This is a genomic window from Pseudomonas sp. FSL R10-1339, assembly GCF_009600545.1.
Taxonomy (GTDB): Bacteria; Pseudomonadota; Gammaproteobacteria; order Pseudomonadales; family Pseudomonadaceae; genus Aquipseudomonas; species Aquipseudomonas bubulae.
Genome location: NZ_WIVQ01000026.1, coordinates 1 through 14,499, shown reverse-complemented (window position 1 = coordinate 14,499; position 14,499 = coordinate 1). Strand labels below are relative to the sequence as shown.

Here is a 14,499-nt window from a genome sequence, read left to right as displayed (position 1 = left end):
GATGCGTCGCCGTGCCACGCTGCTTCAGCGTTTGCATATCGATGGCCCGCTGCTGATTCTGCTGCTGACCCTGGCGGCTGGCAGCCTGTTTGTACTGTATTCGGCCAGCGGCAAAAGCTGGGACTTGCTGAGCAAACAGGCGACTTCGTTCGGTATCGGGCTGGTATCGATGTTTATCATCGCCCAGCTGGAACCGCGATTCATGGCACGCTGGGTACCGATCGGCTATCTGATCGGGGTGATGTTGCTGGTGGTGGTGGATGTCATGGGCCACAACGCCATGGGCGCCACTCGCTGGATCAATATCCCCGGGGTGATTCGCTTTCAGCCCTCCGAGTTCATGAAAATCCTGATGCCCGCGACCATCGCCTGGTACCTGTCCAAGCGAACCTTGCCGCCGCAACTCAAGCATGTGGCGGTCAGCCTGATGCTTATCGGGGTGCCTTTTGCCCTGATTGTGCGCCAGCCCGACCTGGGTACGGCGCTGCTGGTACTGGCAGGCGGTGCATTTGTATTGTTCATGGGCGGTCTGCGCTGGCGCTGGATCCTCAGCGTACTGGCAGCGACGGTTCCAGTGGCGGTGGCCATGTGGATCTTCGTGATGCACGACTATCAGAAGCAGCGCGTGCTGACCTTCCTCGACCCTGAAAGCGACCCGCTGGGCACTGGCTGGAACATTATCCAGTCCAAGGCCGCGATTGGTTCGGGCGGGGTGTTCGGCAAGGGCTGGCTACTGGGTACCCAGTCGCACCTGGACTTCCTGCCCGAGAGCCATACCGACTTCATCATCGCGGTGATGGGCGAAGAGTTCGGTCTGGTCGGCATTTGCGCGCTGCTGCTTATTTATCTGTTGTTGATTGGTCGTGGCCTGGTGATCACTGCCCAGGCCCAGACCCTGTTCGGCAAATTGCTGGCAGGCAGTCTGACCATGACGTTTTTTGTTTATGTTTTCGTCAACATCGGTATGGTCAGTGGCCTGCTGCCGGTGGTGGGCGTGCCATTGCCCTTTATCAGTTACGGCGGCACTTCGCTCGTGACGCTGTTATCAGCGTTCGGGGTTTTGATGTCGATCCACACACATCGCAAGTGGATCGCACAAGTTTGATTAAGGTGAATTATTCAATGCAAGCAATGCGTGGCTGGGCTGCTCGATACGCGTCGTGGGTAGGCCTGCTGGGTCTGTTCGGGACCGCACAGGGTGCGCTGGCCGGTGACTACGAAGGCTCGCCCCAGGTGGCTGAGTTCGTAGGCGAAATGACCCGTGATTACGGATTTGCCGGCGAGCAGCTGATGGGCGTGTTCCGCGAAGCCGAGCGCAAGCAAAGCATCCTCGACGCCATTTCGCGCCCGGCCGAACGGGTCAAGCAGTGGAAAGAGTACGGTCCGATGTTCTTGACCGACGCCCGCGTCGCCCGCGGTGTCGATTTCTGGCGCGAGCACGAAGCCGTTCTGGCCCGTGCCGAGCAGGAGTATGGCGTTCCGGCCCAGGTGATTGTGTCGATTATCGGCGTCGAAACCTTTTATGGTCGCAACACCGGTAACTACCGCGTGATCGATGCATTGTCGACCCTGGGTTTCGATTACCCGCCCCGCGCCGAGTTTTTCCGCAAGGAACTGCGAGAGTTCCTGTTGCTGAGCCGCGAAGAACAGGTTGACCCGCTGACCCTGAAGGGTTCCTATGCCGGAGCCATGGGCTTGCCGCAGTTTATGCCGAGCAGCTTTCGCACCTATGCCGTGGATTTCGACGGTGATGGCCATATCAATATCTGGAGCAACCCGGACGATGCCATCGGTAGCGTTGCCAGCTACTTCAAACGTCATGGCTGGGTAGCCGGTGAGCCGGTGGTGATTCGCGCCGATGTAACCGGTGATCGCGCCGATGAAGGCCTGACCCAGGGCATCGAACCGGTCAAGACCGTCGGGGAGTTGCGAGCGCTGGGCTGGTCGAGTCATGATGCGTTGCGCGACGATATGCCGGTCACGGCGTTTCGTCTGGAAGGCGCCGACGGCCCTGAATACTGGATGGGCCTGAAAAACTTTTATGCGATCACACGCTATAACCGAAGCGTGATGTACGCCATGGCAGTGCATCAACTGTCCGATCTGCTGGTTCAAGCGCGGGGCAACAAGTAATGCCGTTTCTAGCGACCCGTACACCTTTGAAACTCGCCGCATGCGCCGCTGTTGCGTTGCTGCTGGTGAGCTGCTCGAGCAGTCGCTCGACGCCCCCGCAAACATCGACCGCGGTCAGTTCCAAGCCGGGCCTGGATATCAACCGTGCCCACAAGGACGGTGCGCCGTGGTGGGATGTTGACGTTTCGCGCATTCCCGACGCCACGCCGACCCTGCACACCGGGCCTTACAAGGCGGCGCCGTACTCGGTGCTGGGCAAGACCTATTTCCCGATGCAAGAGTCCAAGACCTATGTGGCCTCGGGCACCGCGTCCTGGTACGGCACCAAGTTTCACGGCCAGAACACCGCCAATGGCGAGGTCTATGACCTGTACGGCATGAGCGCGGCGCACAAGACTTTGCCGCTGCCCAGCTACGTCAAGGTGACCAACCTGGATAACGGCAAGGCCGTTATCCTGCGCGTCAACGACCGTGGCCCGTTTTATTCGGATCGTATTATCGACTTGTCCTACGCTGCTGCCAAAAAGCTCGGCTATGCCGAAACCGGTACGGCCCGGGTCAAGGTTGAAGGTATTGACCCTCAGGCCTGGTGGGCTCAGCGCGGTCGCCCTGCGCCGCTGATGCTCAACGAACCGAAAGTGGCCCAGAACACCGCCCCGACCGTGTCCACCGGCAAGGTTGAACAATGGACGCCGCCCGCACAGCAGCATGCTGCCGATGTGGTTCCGGTCAGTCCAATGGCCAAGGGCCAGGGTACCTACCTTCAGGTCGGTGCCTTTGCCAATCCGGACGCTGCCGAGTTGCTTCGTTCCAAACTCAGTGGCATGGTCAGTACCCCCGTGTTTATCAGTTCGATTGTGCGCAATCAGCAAACCTTGCACCGTGTACGCATGGGGCCAATAGCCTCGGCGGGTGAGGTGGCACAAACACAAAACAGCGTGCGCCTGGCCAATCTGGGCCAGCCGAGCGTTGTGACGTCGGATCAGTAACACCGAACAAAGCGTTGGGCCCTGAGCAGTCGGGGCCCAAACGCAGTTGCAGAGGTCAAGAATAAAAGCCCTTCCAGGGGCCGGGACTGCAACTGAATACGCGGCAGTCAGTCAAACGACTGCCTGTACAGTTTTGCCCGCGAGGGTAAGTTTCCATTAACAACTTCGAGAGACGGATGAACATCACCACCTTTGCCAAACGCCTGTGCCTGCTAGTACCGCTGATCGTCACTCCTGCCGCCTGGGCAGTCGAGATGATGCCGTCGCCACCACAACTTGCAGCCAAGTCCTATGTTCTGATGGATGCCAGCAGCGGTAACGTGCTGGTCGAGAACAACGGCGACCAGCGTCTGCCGCCAGCCAGCCTGACCAAGCTGATGACCGCTTACATCGCGACTCTGGAAATCCGTCGTGGCCAGATCGGCGAAAACGACCCGGTAACTGTCAGCGAAAATGCATGGCGCACCGGTGGTTCGCGGATGTTCATCAAGGTTGGCACCCAGGTGTCGGTCAGCGACCTGCTGCATGGCATCATCATCCAGTCGGGTAACGACGCCAGCGTCGCCCTGTCCGAGCACATTGCCGGCAGCGAAGACGCTTTTGCCGACATGATGAACAAGACCGCCGGTGAGCTGGGCATGTCCAACAGCCACTTCATGAACCCGACCGGCCTGCCGAACCCGGATCACTACTCGTCGGCTCACGACATGTCGTTGCTGGCTCGCGCCATCATCCACGAAGACCCGACTCACTACGCGATCTACTCGCAGAAAGAGTTCTTCTGGAACGGTATCAAGCAGCCTAACCGCAACCTGTTGTTGTGGCGCGACAAAACCGTTGATGGTCTGAAAACCGGTCACACCGACGAAGCCGGCTATTGCATGGTGTCTTCGGCCGTACGTGATGGCATGCGCCTGATCGCCGTGGTGTTCGGCACCAACAGTGAAGCGGCCCGTGCTGCAGAGACCCAGAAGCTGCTGACCTACGGTTTCCGTTTCTTCGAAACCCAGACCTTCTACCAGAAGGGCACCGAGCTGGCTCAGGCTCCGGTCTGGAAAGGCACCACCAACCAGGTCAAGGCTGGCCTGGCGGATGACCTGACCATGACCCTGCCAAAAGGCCAACTGAAAAAGCTGGCTGCAAGCATGACCATGAACCCGCAACTGATGGCCCCTATCGCCAAAGGTGATGTGATCGGCAAGGTTGAGGTCAAACTTGACGACAAGGTTGTGCACAGTGCTGACCTGATCGCCCTTGAGCCCGTCGAGGAAGGTGGTATTTTCCGACGCGTGTGGGATAGCATCCGTCTATTCTTCTACGGGCTGTTCAACTGATTGCACCCACCTGTGTGACCCCGCGCCTACCCTGCGCGGGGCCACCTTTGTTGTTCCGGGCTTACGAGGCCAATACGCCATGAGCGATACCGAAGTAAAGGCGCCAAAGATCGAATTCCCCAACGTGGATTACCCGGTTAAGGTGATCAGCGACACGGGTGTGGGCAATAAGGACAAAATCATCGATATCGTCAAGAAACACGCGACGGTCAACGATGATCGTGTCGATGAGCGCCAGAGCACCAACGGCAAGTACACGACGATCCAGCTGCATATCGTGGCAACTGATCAGGATCAGCTCTACAACATCAACAGCGAATTGCGAGCCACCGGCTTCGTACATATGGTGTTGTGATGTCGCAGGTCTTGGGTATTCGTGAGCTGGGCCAGCTTGATTACGAGCGCACCTGGCTGGCGATGCAGCGTTTCACCGATGAGCGCAAGCTTGTGCCGGACACGCAAGATGAAGTCTGGCTGGTGCAGCACCCGCCGGTGTTTACCCAAGGCCAGGCAGGCAAGGCCGAGCATCTGCTGCTACCGGGAGATATCCCGGTGGTGAAGTCGGATCGCGGTGGCCAGGTGACCTACCACGGCCCCGGCCAATTGGTTGCCTACCTGATGCTCGATGTGCGCCGGCTGGGCTATGGCGTACGTGAGCTGGTCACGCGGATGGAACAGTGCCTGATCGACTTGCTCGCCAGCTATGGCGTGAGCGCTGCAGCCAAGGCCGATGCGCCGGGCGTGTATGTCGATGGCGCGAAAATCGCCTCTTTGGGCCTGCGGATCCGCAATGGCTGCTCCTTCCACGGCCTGGCCCTGAATGTGGACATGGACCTGGAACCGTTTCGACGGATTAACCCCTGTGGCTATGCGGGGCTGGCGATGACCCAGCTGCGTGACCATGCAGGGCCGATTGAATTTGCCGAGGTTGGTGCCCGGCTGCGCTCGCAGCTCGTCAAACACCTCGACTATGCTGAGCAGACGACCCTGACGGGCGGAATCGATTGATATGACTACTGCGCAAGACGCTGTTCAAACCCTGATCCCAACGCTGGATATCTCAGAACGTGCGGCCCGCGCCAGCGAGGCCCGTTCCAAGGTTGAGACCGGCGTCAAGTTGCGCGGTGCCGAGAAGGTTGCGCGTATCCCGGTAAAGATCATTCCGACCACCGAACTGCCGAAGAAGCCTGACTGGATTCGCGTGCGCATTCCGGTTTCTCCGGAAGTCGACCGTATCAAGTCCCTGCTGCGTAAGCACAAGCTGCACAGCGTGTGCGAAGAAGCCTCCTGCCCGAACCTGGGCGAATGCTTCTCGGGCGGTACCGCGACCTTCATGATCATGGGTGACATCTGCACCCGTCGTTGCCCGTTCTGTGACGTGGGCCACGGCCGACCGAAGCCACTGGACACCAATGAGCCGGAAAGCCTGGCGATTGCCATCGCTGATCTGCGCCTGAAGTACGTGGTGATCACCTCGGTAGACCGCGATGACCTGCGTGACGGTGGTGCCCAGCACTTTGCCGACTGCATCCGCGAAATCCGCAAACTGTCGCCGGGCGTGCTGCTCGAAACACTTGTTCCGGACTACCGTGGGCGCATGGATGTTGCGCTTGAAATCACCGCAGCCGAGCCGCCAGACGTGTTCAACCACAACCTCGAAACTGTGCCGCGCCTGTACAAGGCTGCGCGTCCGGGCTCCGATTACCAGTGGTCGCTGACCCTGCTGCAACGTTTCAAGCAGATGATGCCGCACATTCCGACCAAGTCGGGCCTGATGCTGGGGCTGGGCGAGACAGACGAGGAAGTGATCGAAGTGATGAAGCGCATGCGCGAACATGACATCGACATGCTGACCCTGGGTCAGTACCTGCAACCGTCGCGCAACCACTTGCCGGTCCAGCGTTTCGTGCACCCGGACACCTTCGCGTGGTTTGCCGAGGAAGGCTACAAGATGGGCTTTAAAAACGTGGCATCCGGTCCGCTGGTACGTTCTTCGTACCACGCTGATGAACAAGCCAAGCTGGTCAAATCCATGCTGGTGAGTGCCTGACTCCATGACTAACCGGCTCACCGCGCAAGTGTCCTTCAAGGCCCATAGCGCGGTGCCCGCGTTGCCCGCTGGCGGGGTGATCGCCCTGATCGCCCCGGCAGGCCCTGCCGAACTTGACCTGAACCTCGCGACCCAATGGATGCATGCACGCGGCTACCAGCTGCGGGTCTATCCGGGGGTGTGGCAGCGGGAGGGTTATCTTGCCGGTTCTGATGCAGAGCGTTTACGCGACCTGCATGAGGCTTTTGCCGATGACAGCATTGATGCCATTTTCTGCCTGCGCGGCGGCTATGGCAGCCCGCGCTTGCTCGATGGCATCGACTTTGAGCTGTTGCGTCGTCATCCCAAGCCGTTTGTCGGCTACAGCGATATCACCGCGTTGCATCTGGCGATCACCCGTTACGCGGGCTTTGTGACCTTTCACGGGCCTATGGTGAACGCTGATCTGCTGGGCAACAAACAACCGCCTACCGAAACTTCATTGCTGCGTATGCTCGGCGGGCAACAGCCGCCCGTGCTGGAGCATCCCGCGGCCTGGCCGTTGACGACCATTGCCCCGGGCTGCGCCAGTGGCCGTTTGCTGGGTGGCAATCTGTCGATGATCTGCGCGGTGATGGGCACGGCGTTTGAACTGGACAGCGAAGACATCATCCTGTTTATCGAAGACGTCAACGAAGCGTTGTACCGGGTCGACCGTCTGCTGACGCATTTGCGCCTGGCGGGCAAGCTCGACAGGTTGCGCGGAGTGCTGGTGGGGGACGTGGCCGGAGTTGATGTTGCGGCGCTGGAGCGGTTGCTCACCCAGGAGCTGGGCGGTCTGGGTATTCCGGTGCTGGCCGGTTGGCGCAGCGGGCATTGCGATCCGAACCTGACCTTGCCGATGGGGGCGCAGGTCAGGCTGGATGCTGATCAGCAGTTGCTGGTGCTTGAGCAGGATGTAGTTGTAAGCGCCTGAACCTGAAGCCCCTCTCCCATAGGGAGAGGGTAGCAACCTTACCGGCTACGCAAACTCTCCAGCAGCTTGTGGCTCGGATAGCCGTCTGCTGGCCAACCCATGGCCTGCTGCGCGCTGCGAATAGCCTTGCGGGTATTGGCGCCGATAATGCCGTCTGCATTACCCGCATCATAATTGCGCTGGCTCAGCAGCATTTGCAGTTCGACGCGCTCGGAGCGGCTCAGCGGTCGGTCGTCTTTTGGCCAGTCGGCCAAAATGGTCCCGCCACCGTTGAAACGTTGCGACAACAAGCCCACGGCCAGTGCATAGGATGATGAGTTGTTGTAACGCAAGATGGCGCGGAAGTTATCCAGTACCAGAAACGCCGGGCCACGATAGCCTGCAGGGAGCAGCAGGGCAGCGCTTAACTGCTCTGAGCCTGCGGCGCTGGCAGGTACCTTGACTCCCAGTTTTTGCCATTCGGCAACGCTCTTTTTGATTGCGCCATCAGCCAGGGCATAGTCGAACCCGGCAGGCAGCGTCACTTCAAAGCCCCACGGCTGGCCTTGCTTCCAGCCCGAGCTTTGCAGGTAGTGGGCAGTCGAGGCCAGGGCATCTGCCGAGCTGTTCCATATATCACGACGGCCATCACCATCGAAATCCACGGCGTGGGTTTCATAGGTGGTGGGGATAAACTGGGTCTGGCCCATTGCGCCCGCCCACGAGCCGAGCATTTTTTCGGGGCTTATATCGCCTTCCTGAATAATCTTCAGTGCAGCGATCAATTGGCTTTGAGCAAACTCCGGGCGCCGCCCTTCATAGGCCAGGGTCGCGAGGGAGCGAATGACTGACTTGTTGCCCTGGAACGAGCCAAAATTGCTTTCCATGCCCCAGACCGAAACCAGCGCCTGGCGATCAACGCCATAACGCTGCTCGATGCGGCCCAGCAGTTCGGCATTCTGCTCCAGCAAACGCTGGCCATTACGTACACGCAAAGGCGACAGGGCACCGTCCAGGTACTCCCAGACCGGGCGGCTGAATTCGGGCTGGCTGCGGTCGGCCTTGATCACGCTCATGTCTGGCGTAATCCCGGCAAAGGCGTTATCGAATACCAGCGGGTTGATTCCGGCTTTAAGCGCCTGGGCGCGGAAATCGGCTTGCCATTCGCTGAAGCTTTGAGTGGGCTGAACAAGAGGGGTGTCGGTGCCTGGCACTGGCGCGCTGCTGATGACCGCAGGTGCCGGAGGTACCACAGGCAAGGTTTGAGCATCGGCTGCGGTCGGTTTCTCTGCGCAGGCGACTAAAAGGATGACGCTGGAAGCAGCGATCAGTTGGCGCATCGGCCAACGGCGTGTATGACGTGAGAGCATGCGCAGGTCCAGGTAATGCAAAACAGAAGCAGACCTTATCATCCCCGTCGTCAGGCAGCCAGAAAGTAAAAAGCCTCCCGGTCTCTCGACTGGAAGGCTTCGCGGCGGTAGCTGCCTTTGCCTTTGGCGGGGCGTTCCTGGCGGCTGCGGAACAGGGGTTGGGCAACAATGGATTTGGCCTTGTTGGGGCGCTTGCTCATGGCATGTGCTCTCGCTTGAGTTGAACAAGCGCAAATCATCGGCCGGTTTTTTCGTATTGTCTACAGGATAGTGATCGGTGGGAGCGGGCTTGCTCGCGTTAGCATCAACGCTATCAGCCTGTCAGGCCGCGACGCCCGCATCGCGAGCAAGCCCGCTCCCACAGAAAGCAGTGTTTATTCAGCTGGCAGATTCAGGCGTTGCCCGCACATCAGCAGCACCAGACGACTCAGGCTACTCCAGGCAGACCCTGCTGCCTGGCCCTTGATCTGGGCATCGATACGCTGCGCGTCCAACAACAATTGCGCCCAGCGCTGCGCCGAATAACGCTGCAAGGCTTTGCTCATCAACGGTTTGCGCTTGTCCCACACCGGTGGTCGCGCCTGGCTGAACGCCTTGTCCAATGGCGTGCCCTGGCTGTACTGCAGGGCAATATTGGCCAGTACCCGCAGCTCACGCGCCAGGGCCCACAAGATCACAGGAGGCTCTACGCCTTCACCGCGCAAGCCTTCGAGCATACGCAGAGCATGGGCAGCTTCGCCGTTAAGTACCGCATCCACCAGGCCAAACACATCAAACCGCGCACTGTCAGCCACTGCGGCTTGCACGGTTTCGACAGTGATTTGCCCGTCTTCAGCCATTAACTTGAGCTTTTCGATTTCCTGCGCAGCAGCCAGAAGATTGCCTTCGACCCGGGCTGCTATCAGTTCCACCGCATCATGGGTGGCCGACAGCCCGGCCTGCGACAAGCGCTGGCGAATCCATTGCGGCAACTGGTTGGCGTCCACCGGCCAGATCTGCACGAACTGGGTTTGCGCCCCTTCAATCAGCGCCTTGCCCCACTTGGTCTTTTGCGCACTGCCGTCGAGTTTGGGCAGGCTGATCAGCAGCAGGGTGTCTTCGGCAGGGCGCGAGCAGTATTCGATCAACGCCGCAGCACCCTTGTCGCCAGGCTTGCCCGAAGGCAGGCGCAGTTCCAGCAGGCGCTTTTCGGCAAACAGCGACATGCTGGCACCGGCTTGCAGCAGCGTGCCCCAGTCAAAGCTGGCGTCGGCGCTGAACACCTGGCGCTCATCGAAACCCTGCTTGCGGGCGGTACTGCGGATGGCGTCGGCGGTTTCCTGGCACAACAACGGGTCATCGCCGCTGATGATGTAGACGGGAGAAAGGGGGCCTTGCAGATGCTTGGCGAGTTGGGCGGGAGCGAGTTTCATAGGACCATAACGATAGCGGGGCGCTTGAGCGCCCCGTATGCCTTACTGGTTTTGCAGTTCGAGAGGCGACTGTTGAGGAGTTTCCTCTTGAGCCTTGCGTGCAGCTTCGATGGCATCGGCTTCAGCCTTGGCCTTCGCTTCGGCTTGCTGTTGCAGTACTTCCAGCTGGGCCGGGGTCAATTGCTCCAGGCGCAGAACCAGTTGCTGGATCAGGTCGCGGCGCATTTCCTTACGGATCATGTCGCCTTCCTGGGTGCTGCCTGCCACGTTACTGCCATCCTGCAGGTAGACTTTGTAGGCTTCAACCTTGTCGCTCAGCAGCGTCAGATGGCTCGGCCCCTGAATTTCGTATTTCACTACGTTGTTCAACTGATACTCGGCGGTACCCGAATTGCCGGTGTAGCTGGCAGAACGCTGGGTTTCCTTCTCGTCGGTCAGAACCAGTTTGTATGGTGCGTTGGCAGTGATTTTCACGCCGCTGTTTTCCAGCACCTGACGCAGCTGGCGCACAGTGTCGCCATAGGCATTGCGCGCGCTGACATCGAGTTCGGTGATCGTCAGCTGGTTGGTGCCGGTACCGCGCAGTTGAAAGCCGCAGGCGCTCAACAGAACTGCGAGACCCATCACCAGCAAGTTGCGTTTGATCATGTGTTGCTCCCCTTGAAACCAGATGGGCCGACCACGCGGCCCTGAAGGTCTTGTTGGGCGCCCGCGCATGACGCGGGCGCCTGTTCCAGTTAGCTGGCGACGATATTGACCAATTTGCCTGGTACCACGATCACTTTGCGAATCGTCAGGCCTTCTGTAAAGCGCAGTACGTTTTCGTTGGTGCGGGCAGCAGCTTCAACCTCTTCACGGCTGGCAGCAGCTGGCATTTCAATATGCCCGCGCAGCTTGCCGTTGACCTGGATAACCAGTTGCAGGGTGTCTTGAACCAGCGCGGTTTCATCCAGGGTTGGCCATGCAGCGTCGATGATTGCACCTGCATGCCCCAACCGGTTCCACAGCTCATGGCTGATGTGCGGTGTGATCGGCGCCAGTACCAGAGCTACAGTCTCGAGACCTTCCTGCAGCAGGGCGCGGTCTTGTTCAGTCGCTTGCGGTGCTTTTTCGAGCACGTTCATCACGGTCATCACCTGGGCGACGGCGGTGTTGAACTTGTGGTGCTGGCCGACGTCCTGGCTGGCTTGCTTGATAGCCTGGTGGATGGCACGGCGAATGACTTTTTGCTCATCGTTCAGGCTGGCGATATCCAGCGCGCCCGGCAGGCCTTGGCCTACATGGGCATGGGCCAGGCGCCATACACGCTTGAGGAAGCGGTGGGAGCCTTCAACACCCGAGTCGGACCATTCCAGGCTTGCGTCAGGCGGCGAAGCAAACATCATGAACAGGCGGCAGGTGTCTGCGCCGTACTGTTCGATCATGTATTGCGGGTCAACACCGTTGTTGAGCGACTTGGACATTTTCTGCGTGCCGCCGATTTCCACCGGCAGGCCGTCACTCTTCAGCGTGGCGCCGATGATCTTGGCCTTGGCATCACGTTCGATTTCCACGTCGTCCGGGTTGAAGTAATCCTTGCCGCCGTTGTCCAGCGTACGGAAGTAGGTCTCGGCGATCACCATGCCCTGGGTCAACAGGTTCTTGAACGGCTCGTTGGAGCTGACCAGGCCTTCGTCACGCATCAGCTTGTGGAAGAAGCGCGCGTACAGCAGGTGCAAAATGGCGTGTTCGATACCGCCGATGTACTGGTCCACCGGTAGCCAGTGGTCTGCTGCCGATTTCTCGACCAGACCGCCTTCATAGTGCGGCGAGGCGTAACGTGCGTAGTACCACGACGACTCGACGAAGGTGTCCATCGTGTCGGTTTCGCGTTTGGCCGGTGCGCCACATTTAGGGCAGCTGCACTCGTAGAATTCAGGCATGCGTGCCAGTGGCGAACCGGCACCATCGGGTACGACATCTTCTGGCAAGACCACTGGCAGCTGGGCTTCAGGTACTGGTACGTCACCGCAGGTATCGCAATGCACGATCGGGATCGGGCAGCCCCAGTAGCGCTGGCGGCTGATGCCCCAGTCACGCAGGCGGAACTGGGTGCGCGCCTGGCCCAGGCCTTTGGCAGTCAGGGCGGCTTCGATGGCGGCGAATGCGGCGTCGAAATCCAGGCCGTCAAATTCGCCGGAGTTGATCAGCGGGCCGTGCTCGTTGTAAGCGTCCTGCCACGGTGCCGGTGACTCGTCGCCAGCACTGGTACGCACAACCGGCTTGATCGGCAGGTTGTACTTGGTGGCGAATTCGAAATCACGCTCGTCGTGTGCTGGTACAGCCATCACCGCGCCGTCGCCGTAATGCATCAGTACATAGTTGGCGACCCATACAGGAAGCTTTTCGCCGGTCAGCGGGTGCTCGACGAACAGGGAGGTTGGCAGGCCCATTTTTTCCTGGGTTGCCATGTCGGCTTCTGCCACGCTGCCGCCTTTGCACTGGGCGATAAACGCTTGCAGCTCGGGGTTGCCCTGCGCTGCCTGGGTGGCGAGCGGGTGCTCGGCAGCCACAGCGACATAGGTCGCGCCCATCAAGGTATCAGGGCGGGTGGTGAAGACCTTGAGCGCGCCTGCTGCGCCGATGGACTCGACGTTGTAAGGGAACTGCACTTCCATGCCGCGGGATTTGCCAATCCAGTTGCGCTGCATGGTTTTAACCTGCTCGGGCCAGCCCGGCATGTCGTCGAGGCTTTCAAGCAGCTCATCCGCGTAAGCGGTGATCTTGAAGTAGTACATCGGGATTTCGCGTTTTTCGATTACCGCGCCCGAACGCCAGCCACGGCCGTCGATCACTTGCTCGTTGGCCAGAACGGTCTGGTCCACCGGGTCCCAGTTCACGGTGCCGTTTTTACGGTAGATCACACCTTTTTCGAACAGGCGGGTGAACAGCCATTGTTCCCAACGGTAGTAATCCGGCTTGCAGGTCGTGATTTCGCGCGACCAGTCAACGGCCAGACCCAGGCTGCGCAGCTGGGTTTTCATGTAGGCGATGTTTTCGTACGTCCATTTGGCCGGCGCGACCTTGTTTTTCATCGCGGCGTTTTCGGCCGGCATGCCAAAGGCGTCCCAACCCATGGGTTGCAGGACGTTTTTGCCGAGCATGCGCTGGTAACGGGAGATCACGTCACCGATGGTGTAGTTGCGCACGTGCCCCATGTGTAGCTTGCCGCTTGGGTACGGGAACATCGATAGGCAGTAGAACGTCTCTTTGCCTAGATCTTCGCTGACTTCGAAGGACTTTTGGTTGTCCCAGAATGATTGGGCGGCGGCTTCTATTTCACGGGGCTGATATTGTTCGTGCATGGCTACTTGTACTGATAAAGGGTGGCCTAATCCTCTTCAACATAGACCGGCGACAGTGTTGCCCGGTCAGGTTGGAGCAGGGGTTACAGGAAGTCCCGTAGCATACATGACCCCGCTCTATCGAGGGAAACCCTGATTGCCTCATCACTCCGTTGGTCGCAGCAGCACGCCGCTTTTACAAGCGCAGCTAAGCTCTCCTGTGGGGGAGATTCATTTCCTTAAATGAGGTGGACGGATGGCAGAGTTGCAACGCAGCGTAGCAACATCGCAAGTGTATGAGCGGCTGATTGATCGTTTGAGTGTGGCTCTTGATTCAGCAAAGACGGCTGTCCAATTACGTGATGAACGCCCAGTCGAGTTGGAATTGCGAGGCTTGAGTCATGCCGAGCTGGAGTTGATCAACCTCTATTTGAACCGGATCGGGCGTGAGGCAATTAAACGCTCGCAAGGCAGCGTGAACATGCAGGATGCCCCCAGGGCCAAGGTTATCTGGCTTAAAGACAGGGTGCAGGGAGCTTAGGCCATACGGCGATTCAAGCCCGGCCTTCAACAAAGCCGCATCAAGAAAGTTGTACCTCCGGGTTGATGCATTACACGTTTGTGTTTGGGTTTCTCACCTGCGTTGTTGATGCGCTCAATCAACCCCCTTAGGCTTCGGGCATCTTTGGAGATGCTCGATGCCTATTCGATACTTTTTAAAACAGCTTCTATTACCCCCTGGCATTTTTCTGTTGCTCCTGGCGCTTGCCTGGTGGCTACGGCGTTCGCGCCCGCGAGTGGCGGGTGTGTTGTTTGCCCTGGGGCTGGGCGGCTTCTGGCTGATGAGTTTGCCAATAATGGTGGAGTGGGGCGCCCGTGTGCTGGAGCGCGAACCACCGCTGGCGCAGAGCGAGTGGTCGACGCTGGCCGCGCGTGCCGATGCCATTGTGGTGC

Annotated in this window: 14 protein-coding genes and 1 pseudogene; 10 read left to right on the top strand and 5 right to left on the bottom strand. The window is 59.3% G+C overall.

Features of this window, described 5'->3' with window-relative positions; genetic code table 11:
- Position 1: 1 nt before the first annotated feature.
- The 8 genes from rodA to GHO03_RS10385 all read left to right on the top strand — a co-directional run bounded on the left by rodA (position 2) and on the right by GHO03_RS10385 (position 7,461).
- Positions 2-1,105, top strand: a complete 1,104-nt coding sequence (gene rodA, locus GHO03_RS10420; RefSeq protein WP_165484550.1) for a rod shape-determining protein RodA — start codon at positions 2-4, stop codon at positions 1,103-1,105.
- A gap of 17 nt (positions 1,106-1,122) precedes the next feature.
- The gene (gene mltB / locus GHO03_RS10415) at positions 1,123-2,133 is read left to right on the top strand and encodes a lytic murein transglycosylase B (protein WP_153399775.1); all 1,011 of its coding nucleotides are present in this window, start codon (positions 1,123-1,125) and stop codon (positions 2,131-2,133) included.
- Positions 2,133-3,122 (top strand): septal ring lytic transglycosylase RlpA family protein, encoded by a 990-nt coding sequence (locus GHO03_RS10410; RefSeq protein WP_094999435.1) that lies wholly within the window; start codon positions 2,133-2,135, stop codon positions 3,120-3,122. Before mltB ends, GHO03_RS10410 begins: the two co-directional genes overlap by 1 nt.
- Positions 3,123-3,298: 176 nt before the next feature.
- Entirely contained in the window at positions 3,299-4,456 is a 1,158-nt protein-coding gene (locus tag GHO03_RS10405) for a D-alanyl-D-alanine carboxypeptidase family protein (RefSeq protein ID WP_094999434.1), read from the top strand.
- Between the two features lie 79 nt (positions 4,457-4,535).
- Positions 4,536-4,811, top strand: a complete 276-nt coding sequence (locus tag GHO03_RS10400) for a DUF493 domain-containing protein (protein ID WP_016779266.1) — start codon at positions 4,536-4,538, stop codon at positions 4,809-4,811.
- A complete protein-coding gene (lipB, locus tag GHO03_RS10395; protein ID WP_094999433.1) occupies positions 4,811-5,464 on the top strand; it encodes a lipoyl(octanoyl) transferase LipB in 654 nt (217 codons plus the stop codon). Before GHO03_RS10400 ends, lipB begins: the two co-directional genes overlap by 1 nt.
- 1 nt (position 5,465) lies before the next feature.
- Positions 5,466-6,506: a lipoyl synthase gene (gene lipA, locus GHO03_RS10390; protein ID WP_094999432.1), complete on the top strand. Its 1,041-nt coding sequence runs from the start codon at positions 5,466-5,468 to the stop codon at positions 6,504-6,506.
- 4 nt (positions 6,507-6,510) lie between these two features.
- On the top strand, positions 6,511-7,461 hold the full coding sequence (locus tag GHO03_RS10385) for an LD-carboxypeptidase (protein ID WP_153399773.1): 951 nt from the start codon (positions 6,511-6,513) through the stop codon (positions 7,459-7,461).
- Positions 7,462-7,499: 38 nt separating this feature from the next.
- Here the strand turns inward: GHO03_RS10385 and GHO03_RS10380 are convergent, their stop codons facing one another.
- The 5 genes from GHO03_RS10380 to leuS form a co-directional block, all read right to left on the bottom strand.
- Positions 7,500-8,810 carry a lytic murein transglycosylase gene (locus GHO03_RS10380; protein WP_094999430.1) on the bottom strand — a complete coding sequence of 437 codons (1,311 nt, stop codon included), beginning with the start codon at positions 8,808-8,810 and terminating at the stop codon, positions 7,500-7,502.
- 50 nt (positions 8,811-8,860) lie between these two features.
- Entirely contained in the window at positions 8,861-9,010 is a 150-nt protein-coding gene (gene arfA / locus GHO03_RS10375; protein WP_003444166.1) for an alternative ribosome rescue factor ArfA, read from the bottom strand.
- A gap of 174 nt (positions 9,011-9,184) precedes the next feature.
- Positions 9,185-10,222, bottom strand: coding sequence for a DNA polymerase III subunit delta (gene holA, locus GHO03_RS10370; RefSeq protein ID WP_094999429.1), 1,038 nt, complete (start codon positions 10,220-10,222; stop codon positions 9,185-9,187).
- 42 nt (positions 10,223-10,264) lie between these two features.
- On the bottom strand, positions 10,265-10,870 hold the full coding sequence (lptE, locus tag GHO03_RS10365) for an LPS assembly lipoprotein LptE (protein WP_094999428.1): 606 nt from the start codon (positions 10,868-10,870) through the stop codon (positions 10,265-10,267).
- 89 nt (positions 10,871-10,959) lie between these two features.
- Positions 10,960-13,566: a leucine--tRNA ligase gene (gene leuS / locus GHO03_RS10360; protein ID WP_095039136.1), complete on the bottom strand. Its 2,607-nt coding sequence runs from the start codon at positions 13,564-13,566 to the stop codon at positions 10,960-10,962.
- Between the two features lie 235 nt (positions 13,567-13,801).
- On the opposite strand from leuS, the gene GHO03_RS10355 reads away from it, so the two are divergent.
- Entirely contained in the window at positions 13,802-14,086 is a 285-nt protein-coding gene (locus tag GHO03_RS10355; protein ID WP_094999426.1) for a hypothetical protein, read from the top strand.
- Between the two features lie 157 nt (positions 14,087-14,243).
- Positions 14,244-14,499 (top strand): annotated as a pseudogene (locus GHO03_RS10350) (YdcF family protein); the annotation flags it as partial.

What these genes read in the sequence shown, in the direction of transcription:
- arfA (WP_003444166.1), bottom strand. Translation starts at nt 9,010, where the DNA reads ATGAGCAAGCGCCCCAACAAGGCCAAATCCATTGTTGCCCAACCCCTG.
- lptE (WP_094999428.1), bottom strand. Translation starts at nt 10,870, where the DNA reads ATGATCAAACGCAACTTGCTGGTGATGGGTCTCGCAGTTCTGTTGAGC.
- GHO03_RS10400 (WP_016779266.1), top strand. Translation starts at nt 4,536, where the DNA reads ATGAGCGATACCGAAGTAAAGGCGCCAAAGATCGAATTCCCCAACGTG.
- GHO03_RS10405 (WP_094999434.1), top strand. Translation starts at nt 3,299, where the DNA reads ATGAACATCACCACCTTTGCCAAACGCCTGTGCCTGCTAGTACCGCTG.
- leuS (WP_095039136.1), bottom strand. Translation starts at nt 13,566, where the DNA reads ATGCACGAACAATATCAGCCCCGTGAAATAGAAGCCGCCGCCCAATCA.
- rodA (WP_165484550.1), top strand. Translation starts at nt 2, where the DNA reads ATGCGTCGCCGTGCCACGCTGCTTCAGCGTTTGCATATCGATGGCCCG.
- GHO03_RS10385 (WP_153399773.1), top strand. Translation starts at nt 6,511, where the DNA reads ATGACTAACCGGCTCACCGCGCAAGTGTCCTTCAAGGCCCATAGCGCG.
- lipA (WP_094999432.1), top strand. Translation starts at nt 5,466, where the DNA reads ATGACTACTGCGCAAGACGCTGTTCAAACCCTGATCCCAACGCTGGAT.
- GHO03_RS10380 (WP_094999430.1), bottom strand. Translation starts at nt 8,810, where the DNA reads ATGCTCTCACGTCATACACGCCGTTGGCCGATGCGCCAACTGATCGCT.
- holA (WP_094999429.1), bottom strand. Translation starts at nt 10,222, where the DNA reads ATGAAACTCGCTCCCGCCCAACTCGCCAAGCATCTGCAAGGCCCCCTT.
- lipB (WP_094999433.1), top strand. Translation starts at nt 4,811, where the DNA reads ATGTCGCAGGTCTTGGGTATTCGTGAGCTGGGCCAGCTTGATTACGAG.
- GHO03_RS10410 (WP_094999435.1), top strand. Translation starts at nt 2,133, where the DNA reads ATGCCGTTTCTAGCGACCCGTACACCTTTGAAACTCGCCGCATGCGCC.
- GHO03_RS10355 (WP_094999426.1), top strand. Translation starts at nt 13,802, where the DNA reads ATGGCAGAGTTGCAACGCAGCGTAGCAACATCGCAAGTGTATGAGCGG.
- mltB (WP_153399775.1), top strand. Translation starts at nt 1,123, where the DNA reads ATGCAAGCAATGCGTGGCTGGGCTGCTCGATACGCGTCGTGGGTAGGC.